The organism is Photobacterium lipolyticum, from assembly GCF_003026475.1.
GTDB lineage: Bacteria > Pseudomonadota > Gammaproteobacteria > Enterobacterales > Vibrionaceae > Photobacterium > Photobacterium lipolyticum.
Genome location: NZ_PYMC01000010.1, coordinates 94,580 through 108,779, shown reverse-complemented (window position 1 = coordinate 108,779; position 14,200 = coordinate 94,580). Strand labels below are relative to the sequence as shown.

Annotated in this window: 11 protein-coding genes; 9 read left to right on the top strand and 2 right to left on the bottom strand. The window is 47.9% G+C overall.

Translation table 11 applies throughout. The annotated features are described in order from the left end of the window. Positions 1–269 precede the first annotated feature (269 nt). Positions 270–1,580: a branched-chain amino acid transport system II carrier protein gene (gene brnQ / locus C9I89_RS14710; protein WP_107284093.1), complete on the top strand. Its 1,311-nt coding sequence runs from the start codon at positions 270–272 to the stop codon at positions 1,578–1,580. Positions 1,581–1,649: 69 nt separating this feature from the next. Here brnQ and fldB read toward each other — a convergent pair whose 3' ends face one another. Continuing rightward, the gene (fldB, locus tag C9I89_RS14705; RefSeq protein ID WP_107284141.1) at positions 1,650–2,171 is read right to left on the bottom strand and encodes a flavodoxin FldB; all 522 of its coding nucleotides are present in this window, start codon (positions 2,169–2,171) and stop codon (positions 1,650–1,652) included. 187 nt (positions 2,172–2,358) lie between these two features. Here fldB and xerD point away from each other — a divergent pair, with 187 nt between their 5' ends. The 7 genes from xerD to C9I89_RS14670 all read left to right on the top strand — a co-directional run bounded on the left by xerD (position 2,359) and on the right by C9I89_RS14670 (position 12,390). Then, on the top strand, positions 2,359–3,255 hold the full coding sequence (gene xerD / locus C9I89_RS14700; RefSeq protein ID WP_281258262.1) for a site-specific tyrosine recombinase XerD: 897 nt from the start codon (positions 2,359–2,361) through the stop codon (positions 3,253–3,255). A gap of 140 nt (positions 3,256–3,395) precedes the next feature. Next, positions 3,396–4,118, top strand: coding sequence for a bifunctional protein-disulfide isomerase/oxidoreductase DsbC (dsbC, locus tag C9I89_RS14695; protein ID WP_107284091.1), 723 nt, complete (start codon positions 3,396–3,398; stop codon positions 4,116–4,118). A 158-nt stretch (positions 4,119–4,276) separates the two neighbouring features. After that, complete coding sequence (gene recJ / locus C9I89_RS14690) at positions 4,277–6,001, top strand: single-stranded-DNA-specific exonuclease RecJ (RefSeq protein WP_107284090.1); 1,725 nt, start codon at positions 4,277–4,279, stop codon at positions 5,999–6,001. A 270-nt stretch (positions 6,002–6,271) separates the two neighbouring features. Next, positions 6,272–7,370 (top strand): peptide chain release factor 2 gene (gene prfB / locus C9I89_RS14685; protein WP_107284089.1). Its coding sequence is split into 2 segments (ribosomal slippage): positions 6,272–6,346 and positions 6,348–7,370, totalling 1,098 coding nucleotides; the frame shifts between segments, so codons are not numbered across the junction. A gap of 33 nt (positions 7,371–7,403) precedes the next feature. Continuing rightward, positions 7,404–8,912, top strand: coding sequence for a lysine--tRNA ligase (lysS, locus tag C9I89_RS14680; RefSeq protein WP_107284088.1), 1,509 nt, complete (start codon positions 7,404–7,406; stop codon positions 8,910–8,912). Positions 8,913–9,401: 489 nt separating this feature from the next. Beyond that, positions 9,402–10,676, top strand: coding sequence for a dicarboxylate/amino acid:cation symporter (locus C9I89_RS14675; RefSeq protein WP_107284087.1), 1,275 nt, complete (start codon positions 9,402–9,404; stop codon positions 10,674–10,676). A gap of 373 nt (positions 10,677–11,049) precedes the next feature. After that, the gene (locus C9I89_RS14670; protein WP_107284086.1) at positions 11,050–12,390 is read left to right on the top strand and encodes a sigma-54-dependent transcriptional regulator; all 1,341 of its coding nucleotides are present in this window, start codon (positions 11,050–11,052) and stop codon (positions 12,388–12,390) included. A 151-nt stretch (positions 12,391–12,541) separates the two neighbouring features. Here C9I89_RS14670 and C9I89_RS14665 read toward each other — a convergent pair whose 3' ends face one another. Next, on the bottom strand, positions 12,542–12,970 hold the full coding sequence (locus C9I89_RS14665; RefSeq protein ID WP_107284085.1) for a PACE efflux transporter: 429 nt from the start codon (positions 12,968–12,970) through the stop codon (positions 12,542–12,544). 231 nt (positions 12,971–13,201) lie between these two features. Between C9I89_RS14665 and C9I89_RS14660 the strand changes: the two genes are divergently transcribed. Continuing rightward, a complete protein-coding gene (locus C9I89_RS14660) occupies positions 13,202–14,080 on the top strand; it encodes a LysR family transcriptional regulator (RefSeq protein ID WP_107284084.1) in 879 nt (292 codons plus the stop codon). Positions 14,081–14,200 lie beyond the last annotated feature (120 nt).

Genomic DNA, 14,200 nt, shown 5'->3' with positions numbered 1-14,200 from the left:
AATAGGGGTAAATGCTGTTTCTTATCTTTTACATTGCCCGGTAATATTGGCTATTAGTTCTAATTCCGGTATTGATATTGGTTTGTTCTACTGGTTTTTAAGTGCTGACGCCGCAGAATGTGGTGTTTTTTGCTGCAAGGTTGCTAATTGTTCTCTTTTTCTTCATTATGCTGCGATAAATGTCACATTCAGAAACAAATATCGTGTGACGTAAGACTATAAAAACGCATACACATCATATAAACAGACAACGAGTGGGAAGGTGCAGTTTGAATAAAACACTCAAAGTAACAGACATTTTGGCGTTAGGTTTTATGACCTTCGCATTCTTTTTAGGGGCGGGTAACATCATATTCCCACCTCAGGCTGGTCAGTTAGCGGGCGAAAGCTTGATCCCTGCGATGTTCGGCTTCCTATCGACAGCGGTTGGTTTACCACTGATCGGTATTATTGCCGTTGCCGTTGCTGGCGGTGGCTGGAAAGGCTTAACGCGTGATTTACCGCCACATGTGGCAACCCTGATGGCAGTGCTGATCTTCATTATTATTGGTCCAGCTTTTGCAGCGCCGCGAACGGGTCTGGTTGCTTATGAAATGGCCGTTAAGCCATTTATCACTGACGCAGGCCAAACTAGCCTGACCGTCTTTTCGGTGCTGTTCTTTGCTGTCGCGCTGTTCTTTGCATGGTCGCGCGGTAAATTGATCGACATGATTGGTAAGTATCTGACGCCAGCCTTGTTTGCTGTGTTAGCGATTCTTGCCATTGCAGTATTTATGAACCCTCAGGGTGACATCCTTGCCGCGCAAGGCGACTATGTTGATCAGGCATTTGTCACAGGTTTCCTTGAAGGCTACAACACCATGGATACCTTTGCCGCGCTGATGTTCGGCATGTTGATTGTTGATGTGATCCGACAAAAGGGCATCACTGATGACAAAGCAACCTGTACTTATTTGATTTATGCCGGAGTTATCGCGGCTGCAGGTCTGGCATTTGTCTACGTATCTCTGTTCTATCTTGGTGCAACAAGTTCGGTTATTGCTGTCGGTGCTGAGAATGGCGGCGCAATTTTAGCGATTTATGTTCAAGCTCTGTTCGGCCCTGTTGGTCAGATTATTCTGTCGACGATTGTCCTGCTGGCATGTCTGACGACGGCAATTGGCCTGATTAGTGCGTGTTCTGATTACTTCAGTTCACTGACTAAGCTGTCATACGAAAAGTGGGCTGTGATCCTGGCTGTTGTGTGTGCAGTGGTGGCCAATGTTGGTCTTAGCCAGCTGATTGCATTATCAATTCCAGTACTGTTTGCACTATATCCGGTTGCTGTCGCACTGGTTGTGCTGACCTTTGCCCGCAAGTGGCTGCCAAACCCACGTCTGGCTTATCGGGTGGTACTGCTTGTATCACTGGCATTCAGCTTGATTGATGCCGCTAAGTTCATGGGCATTGATGTATCTGCACTGAATATGCTGCCACTGTTTGAATATGGTATGGCTTGGGTGCTTCCTACTTTTGCTGCGATGGTGCTCTCTCGCTTCATCGGTGGTGACATTGAGCAGCAAGAGGCTCAGCCCGCGTAATTTATCTGCCTGAAAACGAAAAACGGGATGCCTTGGCATCCCGTTTTTGTTGGTGCAAATAACGATAAACTATAGCGAGTCGCTATATTCAGTTAAAATTTGTTCACACCATTGAGTAATGCGTTCATCGCTCATTTCATACTGGCTGTCTTCATCAAGGGCCAGGCCAACAAAGAACTGCTTATCTTCTGTTAATGCTTTTGATGCTTCAAATTGGTAGCTATCATTATTTGGCCAGTAACCGACAACATTAATACCAGTTGGCTGCAGTTTGTCGTGCAACATGCCCATCGCATCCAGGAACCATTCGGTGTAGCCTTCCTGATCGCCGAGGCCGAAAAAAGCAACGGTTTTGCCGGCCAGCTGCAGACCGTCAAGCTGCTCCCATACCGCTTCCCAGTCTTCTTGCAACTCACCAAAGTCCCACGTTGAAATGCCAAGGATCAGCATGTCAAAGTTACTCATGTCGCCAATATTCGCCTCTTTGATGTTATGCAGTTCAATCAGCTCGTCCCCGATACAGTCGCGGATTTTCTCTGCCGCCATTTCGGTATAACAGGTGGTCGAGCCGTAGAATAGGCCAATTTTCATGCTGATAACCCAGTTGGTTTTTGTAATGGCAGAGAGTTTACCTAGCTTCATAGCCTGACACTATATTTTATCTTTATTTAGCGTCTCTGACCGTAACATGACAAGTTACTTTTTATCTCAAATAGACTACCATGGCAGAAGTACTGTATTTATATCCATGTGTTTTTTTAGTGGTTTAGAGGCTGTTGTGGAAAACGACGAAATTATCATTGAGCGCTTTCTTGATGCGATGTGGATGGAACGTGGCTTGTCGGAAAACACGCTGGCATCCTATCGTAATGATTTAATGAAGCTGTATAGGTGGGTGGAAAATCAGCGTCTGAATTTGGTTGCTGTTTCTGTCGATGATTTGCAGCGCTACCAGCAATGGCTGTTTGATGCTGAATATATGCAGACATCTCGTGCCCGTATGGTGTCTGCCATTCGCCGCCTGTTTCAGTATTTATATCGCGAGAAGCTGCGTGATGATGATCCGAGTGCGATGATGGTAAGCCCAAAGCTTCCCAAACGTTTACCGAAAGATCTCAGTGAAGAGCAGGTGGATGCCTTGCTGGATGCCCCCGATCCTAACGATCCGATAGAATTACGCGACAAAGCCATGTTGGAGCTGCTCTATGCCACAGGCCTGCGGGTGACTGAATTAGTGACCCTGACGATGGAAAGCGTCAGTTTACGCCAGGGCGTTGTGCGGGTGACGGGTAAAGGCGATAAAGAGCGGCTGGTACCGATGGGCGAAAATGCGGTTGACTGGATAGAACAATTTCTGACCAGCGGCCGACCGCAGTTGCTCGGTGAAAAAAGCTCCGATGTCCTGTTTCCCAGTAAACGGGCAAGACAAATGACCCGCCAGACGTTCTGGTATCGTATTAAGCACTACGCCGTACTGGCAGGTATTGATAGTGACAAGCTTTCACCTCATGTGATGCGTCATGCCTTCGCGACCCATTTGTTAAATTACGGTGCGGATTTACGGGTTGTGCAGATGTTATTGGGTCATAGTGATTTATCAACGACGCAGATCTATACTCATGTAGCGACAGAGCGATTAAAACAGCTTCATCAAACCCACCATCCTCGTGCTTAATTTCAATGGCTTAGGTGAAATTGCTTTACTGTTAGAGTACGAATACATATAAGGTGTACATAGTTCCTGTGAACTTTGAAAGTATTTCGAACTCTTACAGGTCTTACTCTTTAACTCATAATGCTAAAGGAAATAGTCGAATGCACTTTTTTGGCCGTACGTTACTCGCTACAGTTGTTGCGTTTACTGCTTGTACCGCAATGGCAAAGCCTGACCATGCAGCAATTGAAATGAAATTGAGCGCGATTGGCTTGGTGACAAGCTCTATTTCGCCGTCTCCGGTTTCTGGCCTGAATGAAGCCGTGACTGAACGCGGTATTGTCTATGTTTCTGACGATGGAAGCTATTTCCTTGCCGGTCACCTGTATCAGAATAATGGTGCAGAGCCAATGAACCTGACTGAGCAGAAGATGGCGAAGATCAACAAAGGCAAACTGCAGGGCATGGAAGATGAGATGATCGTCTATCCGGCTAAAAATGAGAAGTATGTAGTGACTGTCTTTACCGATACCAGCTGTGGTTACTGCCGTAAACTGCACAATGAAATGCAAGCGTATAATGATGCGGGTATCACCATTCGCTACCTCGCTTTCCCTCGTGGCGGTGAGCGTTCCGGTAATTTTGCTGAGATGAGTGCTGTTTGGGGGGCGAAAGATCCCGCTCAGGCGATGAACGAAGCGAAAAATGGCGGCTTTGATTCGAGCGGTGTCACCCAGCGTGATGATTTGGTGCGTAAGCAGTATGAGCTGGGTGTGGCGATGGGAGTCAACGGTACACCGGCGATGGTATTGGAAGATGGCACTATGTTGCCAGGTTACCAGCCAGCCGCCAGGCTGCGTAAGATGTTAGATAGCCGAAGCTGATTTCCAGTTTGCTCGATTGGTATTCTTCGTACCTCAGAGCGATTGAAAGCCCGCGACTTGATACGATCAGGCCACGGGCTTTTTTCATGGCTTGTGCCGTGAATTGAGATAGAATGCCCCCCATTCAGCCCCCCAAAGTATGCCAGTAATTAGCCAATATGATTGAAATCAAACGTCGACCTCAAGCCGAGATATCCGGTTTTTCCAATGCCGTCCCCCCCCTGTTACAGCGCATTTACGCCAGCCGCGGAATTAGCTCGGAAGCGGAGCTAGAACGTAGCGCGAAAGGATTGCTGAGTTATGATCAGCTGTATGGTATTGCGCCGGCGGTACAGTTACTGGTGAAGGCATTGGCTGACAATCGACGTATCATTGTGGTCGGTGATTTTGATGCCGATGGCGCAACCAGCTCTGCACTGTCGGTGTTGGCGTTACGAATGCTTGGCTGTAACAACGTTGATTACTTAGTACCGAACCGATTTGATGATGGTTACGGCCTGAGCCCTGAGGTCGTTGAGCAAGCCGATGCCCGTGGGGCCGAATTAATCATGACGGTGGATAACGGCGTCTCCTCGATCTCGGGAGTTGCAGCGGCCAAAGCCAAAGGCATCCAGGTACTGGTCACCGATCACCACTTGCCTGGCGGCGTATTGCCAGATGCCGATGCTATCGTTAACCCTAACTTGTATGAATGTGAATTTCCGTCAAAAGCATTGTGCGGGGTTGGGGTGGCCTTTTACTTGATGCTGGCGCTGCGTGCTGAGTTGCGCAAGATGAACTGGTTTGCCGAGCAGGGTATTGCTGAACCGAACTTAGCCGAACTGCTTGATTTGGTGGCCTTGGGAACGGTAGCGGATGTGGTGGCCCTGGATGGCAATAATCGTATTCTGGTGCACCAGGGCTTACAACGTATCCGGGCGGGAAAATGTCGTCCGGGTATTCAGGCGTTGATTGAAGTCGCCAATCGTGATGCTTCACGCTTAGTCACCAGTGATTTAGGGTTTGCATTAGGGCCGCGAATCAATGCCGCCGGGCGATTGGATGACATGTCGTTCGGGGTTGAGTTGCTAATGTGTAACCATATCCAGGCGGCACGGCGAATGGCGTCTGAGCTTGATGCATTAAATCAGACCCGCAAAGAAATTGAACAGGGGATGAAAGAAGAAGCCCTGGCAATCTGCGAACGGCTCAAATTCAATCAGCAAGAGATGCCCTATGGTTTAGCCTTGTTCCAGCGTGACTGGCATCAGGGGGTGATTGGTATTCTGGCTTCCCGTATTAAAGAGCTGTATCACCGCCCGGTGGTTGCATTTGCTGACGCCGGGGATGGCGAAATCAAAGGTTCTTGCCGTTCAATCCCCGGCCTGCACATGCGTGATGTACTGGATCTGATTGATACCAAAAATCCGGGCATGATTTTAAAGTTTGGTGGCCATGCCATGGCGGCAGGCTTGACGATCCCGGAAGAAAAACTGATAGCCTTTAGCGAGGCCTTTGATTTGGCGGTACGTAACGAGTTGGATGAAGATGCGCTAAAAGGCGTGTTGTTAACCGATGGCGAGTTGGCCAGTCATGAGCTGAATTTGGATACCGCAGAAATCCTGCGTGCAGGTGGGCCGTGGGGGCAGCAATTTCCGGAACCGTCATTTGATGGCATGTTCAGGTTATTGCATCAGAAGCTGGTTGGTGGCAAGCACCTGAAAATGATGGTCGAGCCACTCTGTGGCGGCAGTGTGATTGATGCGATAGCCTTCAATATTGATCTTAAGCGCTGGCCCGATGCATCAGTACAACAGATCCGGCTGGTCTACCGCCTTGATGTCAACGAATACCGTGGTAACCGCAGTGTTCAGTTGATGATCGAACACATGGCTGCGACATAAGGCCTACGACAGGTCCAACCGCTAAGGCGAGACTGAATAAGGTCTCGCCTTTTAGGTATATAAAGTGAAAAAATGCATAATTAGTGATCCTTTGCGGATTTTATTACCACCATCGGGGATGGGTAAATAATTGCAACCGGGCTGCTAATATCTTTTTGTGATCTGCTTAATAAAATAAATTCATCGATAACCTTTCTGCGCCTCTGTATATTCTATCTACAATTCGATAGAATCCTCCCGTTATGTCCATTTCGGCGATGAAGAGTGGCAATGTTCGAGATTAATCCTATTAAAAACCGACTTGAGGATGTATCAGCACGTACTGATATCCTTAGGGGGTACCTTTGACTATGATGCTAAGAAAGAGCATCTGGAAGAGGTCAATGCAGAGTTAGAGCAACCTGAAGTGTGGAATGAGCCAGAACGTGCTCAAGCTTTGGGTAAAGAACGCGCGGCATTAGAAGCTGTGGTCGATACTATCGATCAACTGGATCAAGGCGTTGAAGACGTTGAAGGTCTGCTTGAATTGGCGGTGGAAGAAAACGACCAGGAAACCTTCGATGAAGTCGACTCAGAGCTGGCAGAGCTGGAAACGAAGCTAGAGAAGCTGGAGTTCCGTCGGATGTTTGCCGGTGAGCATGATGCGTCTGACTGCTATATCGACCTGCAAGCAGGTTCCGGTGGCACGGAAGCACAAGACTGGACGTCGATGATGCTACGCATGTTCTTGCGCTGGGCGGATGCCAAAGGCTTCAAGACTGAAATTATCGAAGTGTCAGCAGGTGATGTGGCGGGTCTGAAGTCGGCAACAGTACGTATCAGCGGCGAATACGCATACGGCTGGCTGCGAACAGAAACCGGTGTCCACCGTTTAGTACGTAAGTCACCGTTTGATTCCGGTGGTCGTCGTCATACCTCATTTGCTTCTGCGTTTGTGTATCCTGAAATTGATGACAATATCAGCATTGACATCAACCCGTCAGATCTTCGTATCGATGTATACCGTGCATCGGGTGCGGGCGGTCAGCACGTAAACACCACGGAATCTGCGGTACGTATTACCCACGTTCCAACCAATATTGTCGTGCAGTGTCAGAATGACCGTTCTCAGCATAAAAACAAAGATCAGGCGATGAAGCAGTTGAAAGCAAAACTGTTCGAGTTTGAGATGCAAAAGCAAAATGCTGAGAAGCAAGCCAGTGAAGACTCAAAGTCTGACATTGGCTGGGGCAGCCAGATCCGTTCATACGTCCTGGATGATTCTCGAATTAAAGATTTACGTACAGGGGTGGAAAATCGTAACACCCAAGCTGTACTTGACGGCGATTTAGACCGTTTTATTGAAGCCAGCCTGAAATCAGGTCTTTAACCGAATTAGGTTACAAAATTAAAGGGTCAACCCATGACTGATCAATTACAAGATGAAAATAAGCTGATTGCTGAACGTCGTGCGAAGCTAGATAAAATTCGCCAACAGTGTCAAGCAAATGGCCACCCGAATGATTTCCGTCGCGACAGCCTGGCTGCCGACTTACAGGCTGCATTCGGTGACAAGACAAAAGAAGAGCTGGAAGAAGTCGGCAACGTTGTCGCGATTGCGGGCCGTATAATGGCTAAGCGAGGCCCGTTCCTGGCTATTCAGGACGTTTCTGGCCGTATTCAGGCATATGCCGCGAAAGATGTTCAGCAAGAGCTGAAAGAAAAGTATTCGGGTTTAGATATCGGTGACATCATCGGTGTTAAAGGCCAGCTTCATAAGTCAGGTAAAGGTGATCTTTACGTGAATATGAGTGAGTACGTGTTGCTGACCAAAGCGCTGCGTCCGCTACCGGAAAAATTCCACGGCCTGACTGATCAGGAAATGCGTTACCGTCAGCGTTATGTCGATCTGATCGTAAATGAAGACTCACGTAACGCCATGATGATGCGTTCAAAGGTCGTGAGTGCGATCCGCCTGTTCATGACCACGAAAGGTTTCATGGAAGTGGAAACGCCAATGATGCATGTGATTCCTGGTGGAGCATCAGCGCGTCCATTTATCACACACCACAATGCATTAGATATCGATATGTACCTGCGCGTGGCTCCAGAGCTATACCTTAAGCGCCTGGTGGTCGGCGGCTTTGAGCGCGTGTTCGAAATTAACCGTAACTTCCGTAACGAAGGTCTGTCGCCTCGTCATAACCCTGAATTCACCATGATGGAATTCTATATGGCGTATGCTGACTATAACGATCTGATGGATCTGACCGAAGAGATGCTCAGCAGCATTGCGATTGATCTGTGTGGTTCACCAAAATTACCGTATGGTGATGAAATGATCGACTTTGGTGGCCCGTATACCCGTATGAGCATGCTGGACGCGGTGAAGCAGTATAATCCCGACAACGCAACGATTCAGGCGCTGACTTACGAGCAGGTCAAAGATCGTGACTTAATGGCAAATATCGCAAAAGAGCTGCATGTCGAGGTTGAACCTTTCTGGACGTGTGGCCAGCTATTGGAAGAGATCTTCGGTGAAACGGCCGAACCTCAGCTGCTTCAGCCTACTTTCATCACAGAATACCCAGCCGACATCTCGCCACTGGCGCGTCGTAATGATACCAACCCATTCATCACGGATCGTTTTGAATTCTTTGTTGGTGGCCGCGAAGTGGCAAATGGTTTCTCTGAGCTTAACGACGCAGAAGATCAAGACCAGCGCTTTAAGGCGCAGGTTGATGCGAAAGATGCCGGTGATGACGAAGCAATGTTCTACGATGCAGATTACATCACGGCACTGGAGCACGGTCTGCCACCGACAGCGGGCCAGGGCATTGGCATCGACCGTCTGGTCATGCTGTTTACTGACACCCATACTATCCGCGACGTTATCCTGTTCCCGGCGATGCGTCCGCAAAGCAACAATTAGTTGTTGTTTTAATAGCGGTTATTTTGAAGGCCATCCACTCGGGTGGCCTTTTTATTGACACCAATTTGTTGCCCACAGAGCGTGCGATCCTTCCGTTTTCCTCCCTCCTTTTCCTTTATTGCTTATTTGCCTGCTCAAATGGTATTCCCCATCGCCATAAAAAGTTTCTCAATATTCCAATAGTGAATTTTACGGTGTGATTTGATTCACATATTCATTATTTATAAAACACTCGAACAGAATGATATTCTGTCTTTGGCTTGTCATAGGCCTTATTGATAAGTTTCAGATTTACATGTTGTTTGGTTTGTAATTCTGTTGTTTGCCCGATCCAATAGTGTTTAATTTTATCGGTTAATTGTAGCTGTAATGTAAAATTCCAACTTCCAAGAGTGAGTCAGATATGTAAAATGTCGCCTAACCCACGAACGACAGTGGGATTGGGATGTACACAAAACGTTAACAAGCACAACTGACTGGAGGTGGACGATGAAGAAATCGCTATCAGGAAAGATATTTGCAGGCCTGTTTGCTGGTCTGATTATAGGTACGGCGATTCAGTACCTGTTTAACGGCGTTACATTTATGGATACCTATGTACTTGGGCTTGCGGAAGGCGCTGGCGGTATGTTTGTATCACTGATCAAACTTCTGGTTGTTCCATTAGTTTATGTCTCGATTGTTTGCGGTATTGTTGAATTAAAAGATATCACGGCATTTGGTCGCCTCGGTGGGAAAACTTTTGGTTTATACATTATCAACACCATCATCGCGATTGCTGCAGCACTCACCGTTGGGATGATTTTCCAGCCAGGGGCCGATGCGAATCTGGCCGGTACGATATCGGAAGCGGTGGAGCTGACAACAACAGAAACACCAGACATCTTCTCGCTAATCGTTAACATTGTTCCAAGTAACCCGGTACAAGCTTTTGCCAGCGGTGATATGTTACAAATCATTTTCATGGCGATTCTGACCGGGCTGGCTATTCAGGCGCTGGATACTCGTGGCGGCCCAGCCATCAAGACGTTCAAGATGGCCAATGAAATCATGATGAAGCTGGTAGGCTTGGTCATGAGCCTCGCCCCATTTGGTGTCTTTGCCCTGATGATCCAATTAGGTGCAACGCTGGATGCCAATACGCTGATGTCAGTAGCAGGTTATGTAGCGTTAGTGGTTGCCATGCTGGTGTTCTGGATCTTCATCTTCTACCCAATGATTGTGGGCCTCACTACAGGGATCAAACCCTCTGAGTTCTTACGCCATACCCGCGAGCAGATCCTGTTCTCGCTCTCAACGGCAAGCTCAAACGCAACAATTCCGGTAACAATGCGTACACTGACTGACAAAATAGGTGTGTCGAAATCGGTAGCAGGTTTTGGTGTTCCACTGGGTGCCACCATGAACATGTCAGGTGTTTCTATCTACATTGCCCTGGCGACTATCTTCGTGGCAAATGCTTTCGGTCAGCCAATTAACAGTGCAGATCTGTTCACTCTGGGTCTGACTATCTTGCTACTGTCTATCGGTGCTGGCGGTGTTCCTGGTGGTGGTGTGGTGATGGTTGGTGTCTTGCTGCATCAACTGGGTTTGCCTCCTGAAGGCCTGGCTATTGTTGCCGCGGTTGACCGTATCAACGATATGTTCTGTACCAGCTCAAACGTTGTCGGTGATACTGCGGTGAATACCATTGTTGCAAAAAGTGAGAATGAAATTGGTGTTGATGCAAACGATGTAGAAGTAATCCCGGTGACGGTAAGTTAACTCTCGTGACACTATTATAAAAAAGCGCCGCAAGGCGCTTTTTTATTTTTTGAAACACCGAAGTCTTATCTGCTTTTACCTTCTGGTACATATCGTTAACACAGAGTGTTGTTACCAAAGGCAAATTTTTGCTGTCAGAACCCTTTGTTTTATGAAATAGCATGAAGCTTACCGCGATTTATATCAAATTAATTGCATTTGTTTTATTGTGCCATATATCATCAAGTTATTAGCGGCACGCTATGTTATACCAACCACTGAGTAACTGAACGCGCTTAATGCCTTGGTTCACAGAAGTGATAGGGGGTTATTTGTCGGACGGTTCGCTCGATCATTTAGGGCTGGCGGTTAACTGATTGAAGGGCGAGATAGGATGGGGAGAGATTTGAATACGGGAGATGCACCTGGAGCACTGGTTGTTTTGGGCGGGATTGAGGAGCCATGGTTAGCTTCATTGGAGCAAGCCGGTTGGTCATGTCATCGCTGTTATGATCTCAGAGCTGCAGAGTCTTTGTTACTGGATCTTGGTCCTTGTATTGGCGTGGTCGATCTGAGCCAGGATGATTTTAGCCTTCAGGGGATCGCGGCATTGGTGAACCGCAATAAGCAGGTCCGCTGGCTTGCGATGGTGCGTGAAGAGCAGCTGGGGTCGGCGGCTATTTGTCAGTTTATCGTCAGTTTTTGTATCGATTATTTCACGTCACCAGTACCGGTTTCTCGGTTGCAGGAAACGATCGGGCATCAGCTAGGTATGTTGCAGCTTGAGCGTAAGGTCTGGCCTCAGCTAGGTCAATTTGGTCAGCAGGGTTTGCAAGGTACGACTGATGTAATGAAAAAATTGCGCCATCATGTGAAACGGATGGCGATGACGAATGTGCCTGTTTTTATTCAAGGTGAGATCGGGACAGGAAAAGAGTTAGTTGCCCGTGCAATTCATCAGGCTTCAACCCGCGCCAAATATCCCTTTATTCAGGTGAATTGTGAAGCCATCAGTGCATTATGGCAAAGTGACGCTGTTGCCACGGCAAGTGACAAAGATAAAGGGGTGTGCTGTTTTGCCGCCGCTGATCAAGGTGTATTGTATCTCCATGATATTTCAACTTTAACGGATGTCAGGCAGCAGGAGTTGTTATTATTTTTGCAAGAGGGCGTGTTTACCGCCCCTGACGGTCAGCAGATCCAAGCGGATATCCGGCTTATCGTCTCCACGAGTTATCCAGTAGAAGCATTAGTTACCGAAGGTAAACTCCGTCAGGATTTGCTCTACCGCCTTAATGTACTGAGTTTAGCAGTACCGTCATTGCGTGAGCGAGGGCCTGATATTCTGTTGCTGGCAGAACTCTTCTTAGTGAAGTTTGCCCGGCAATATAACAGTGCGGCGAAACATTTTTCTGAAGACGCACAGAAAATGCTGCTCAGTTATCCCTGGCCAGGCAATGTGCGGGAATTGATCAGCCAAATGAAACGGGCGGTGTTGCTGGCTGAGCAACAGTGTATCGAAGCGGATCATCTTGATATCCCCCGCTTTAGTGATGACAAACAGAGCCTGAAGAGGATCCGCGAAGAGTCGGAGCGCAGCGCGCTACTGACCGTACTCGAAAATAACAAAGGACAGGTTTCCGCTGCCGCCCGTGAGTTAGGCATTTCTAGGGCGACGATGTACCGACTGCTGAGTAAGCATGATCTGGACTCTGCCCAGAGAAATTTCCGTTGATACCTTTTCACATCCTGACACGCCACTGAGTCATCAATTCATGGCGTGAGGTGTTCCGGTGCTTGCTGAGTAAGTCTTCCGGAAGCTTGCCATATCGTCACAAGCTTGTTGAACCAGCCCCGGAATTATCTGTTTTTTATCGGCTTTATTATTAACTTAGCGGGAGCGGTTGTTGAGTCGGGAACAGCTGATCGTAAGCCCAATTATAGCCATAAGTGTAGAACAGGTAGAATACGACCAACCCCAGATCCATGATGAAGGCTTCGAGCAGGCTGATCTCAAGAAACCATGCCATTACGGGCAGGGTGAGCCACAACAGCGTTGCTTCAAAAACCAGCGCATGGATGATACGGTGTTTAAATGCTTTCCCTGTCTGTCCGGCGTATTTCATCATCGCTTTATCAAACAAGATGTTATAGATAAAGTTCCAGCCCGTCGTGAACACAGAGAACGCGAGTCCTAATAGGCCAATCTTATGAACCTCAAAGTCCATCAACAGGCTGAAACCTAACATTATCAACATTAAAGCAATCAGTTCAAAACCGATAGCATGGCGAATTCTGTCAAAAGTTGTACGCATAGCAGCCTCTCATCTGGCGTTATGGCTGATGACTTATCAGTCCTCCGCCCTGTAATATGTGATTTATTCTACCTGTATTATTGATGCTAGAAAGTTAGTAACTATCGTTAAAACAGATAGTATGACGAGAGACGAGAGACGAGAGACGAGAGACGAGAGACGAGAGACGAGAGGCTAGATACTCGAAACTAGACACTCGAAACTCGTAACTACAGGCTAGAGGAGAAAAAGGTGCGGTTTTCAATTGAACAACTGGAAGCTTTTGTGGCTTCGGCTGAGAGTGGTTCGTTTTCGGCGGGTGCTAGGCGGCTTGGCAAAGCCCAGTCGGTGATAAGCAGCGCTGTGGCAAACCTGGAAATGGACCTGAATCTCAGTTTGTTTGACCGGAAAGGACGGACTCCGGTATTAACGGCGCACGGGCAGGCTTTGCTGGTCAAAGCGAAACGTATTCTTGATGAATGTGGAATTCTGCTGGTTGTCGCAGATGAACTTCAGTCCGGTGTCGAACAGAAGATCACCCTCGTTGTTGAGTCGATGGCGATGACTCAGGTGATGGCCGATAAGCTTAAAGATTTTGCAACTCATTACCCTCATGTGGAGATTGAGATATTAAGTGCCGGCTCCGGGGATATTTTAAAACTGATTGCAGACAAACGTGCTCAAATCGCGGTGATGCTGCAACTCGAATTCCAGCAGCCGGGCTTTGAAGTTCATGGGCTTGGGGCGTTAGAAATGTGGTGTATTGCAGCGGCTGATCACCCCTTGGCCGACTACGCGCAGGTGGGTTGGCAAGATCTACAACAGCATCGGCAGATCCTCATCACCGGACGTTATGGCCAGGATCAGCAGAGCTGGAGGGTGGCCGATGCTGTCTGGCAAACTGAAAATGCAATATCGGCTATGCAGTTAACCCGCAGCGGGATTGGCTGGACAGCGTTACCTGCTGAAATGGTACGTGATGTGATTGATTCCGGGAGCCTGATCCGGCTGGCGCTCGATTTTGAATCTCAGCCATGGCGGCAAGGGGTAGACGTTGCGTGGTCAACCCAGCAGGCGCTAGGGCCGGCCGCGAAAGTCTTATTGCGGTTGCTAAAACAAATCAGGTTATAATTTAATGAGGCAAAGACACTGGTTTCGGTTGGTCATTATTGGGATAACTGGTAAACGGTGCCCTTACGGGTGTCGTATCCTTCTTTTTTATACTTACTTTTTAATAATTTTATCTTATGC

Bases quoted from the DNA above. Each gene is read 5' to 3' on its own strand.
- fldB (WP_107284141.1), bottom strand. From the start codon at position 2,171: ATGAAAATTGGCCTATTCTACGGCTCGACCACCTGTTATACCGAAATG.
- dsbC (WP_107284091.1), top strand. From the start codon at position 3,396: ATGCACTTTTTTGGCCGTACGTTACTCGCTACAGTTGTTGCGTTTACT.
- recJ (WP_107284090.1), top strand. From the start codon at position 4,277: ATGATTGAAATCAAACGTCGACCTCAAGCCGAGATATCCGGTTTTTCC.
- lysS (WP_107284088.1), top strand. From the start codon at position 7,404: ATGACTGATCAATTACAAGATGAAAATAAGCTGATTGCTGAACGTCGT.
- C9I89_RS14675 (WP_107284087.1), top strand. From the start codon at position 9,402: ATGAAGAAATCGCTATCAGGAAAGATATTTGCAGGCCTGTTTGCTGGT.
- C9I89_RS14670 (WP_107284086.1), top strand. From the start codon at position 11,050: ATGGGGAGAGATTTGAATACGGGAGATGCACCTGGAGCACTGGTTGTT.
- C9I89_RS14665 (WP_107284085.1), bottom strand. From the start codon at position 12,970: ATGCGTACAACTTTTGACAGAATTCGCCATGCTATCGGTTTTGAACTG.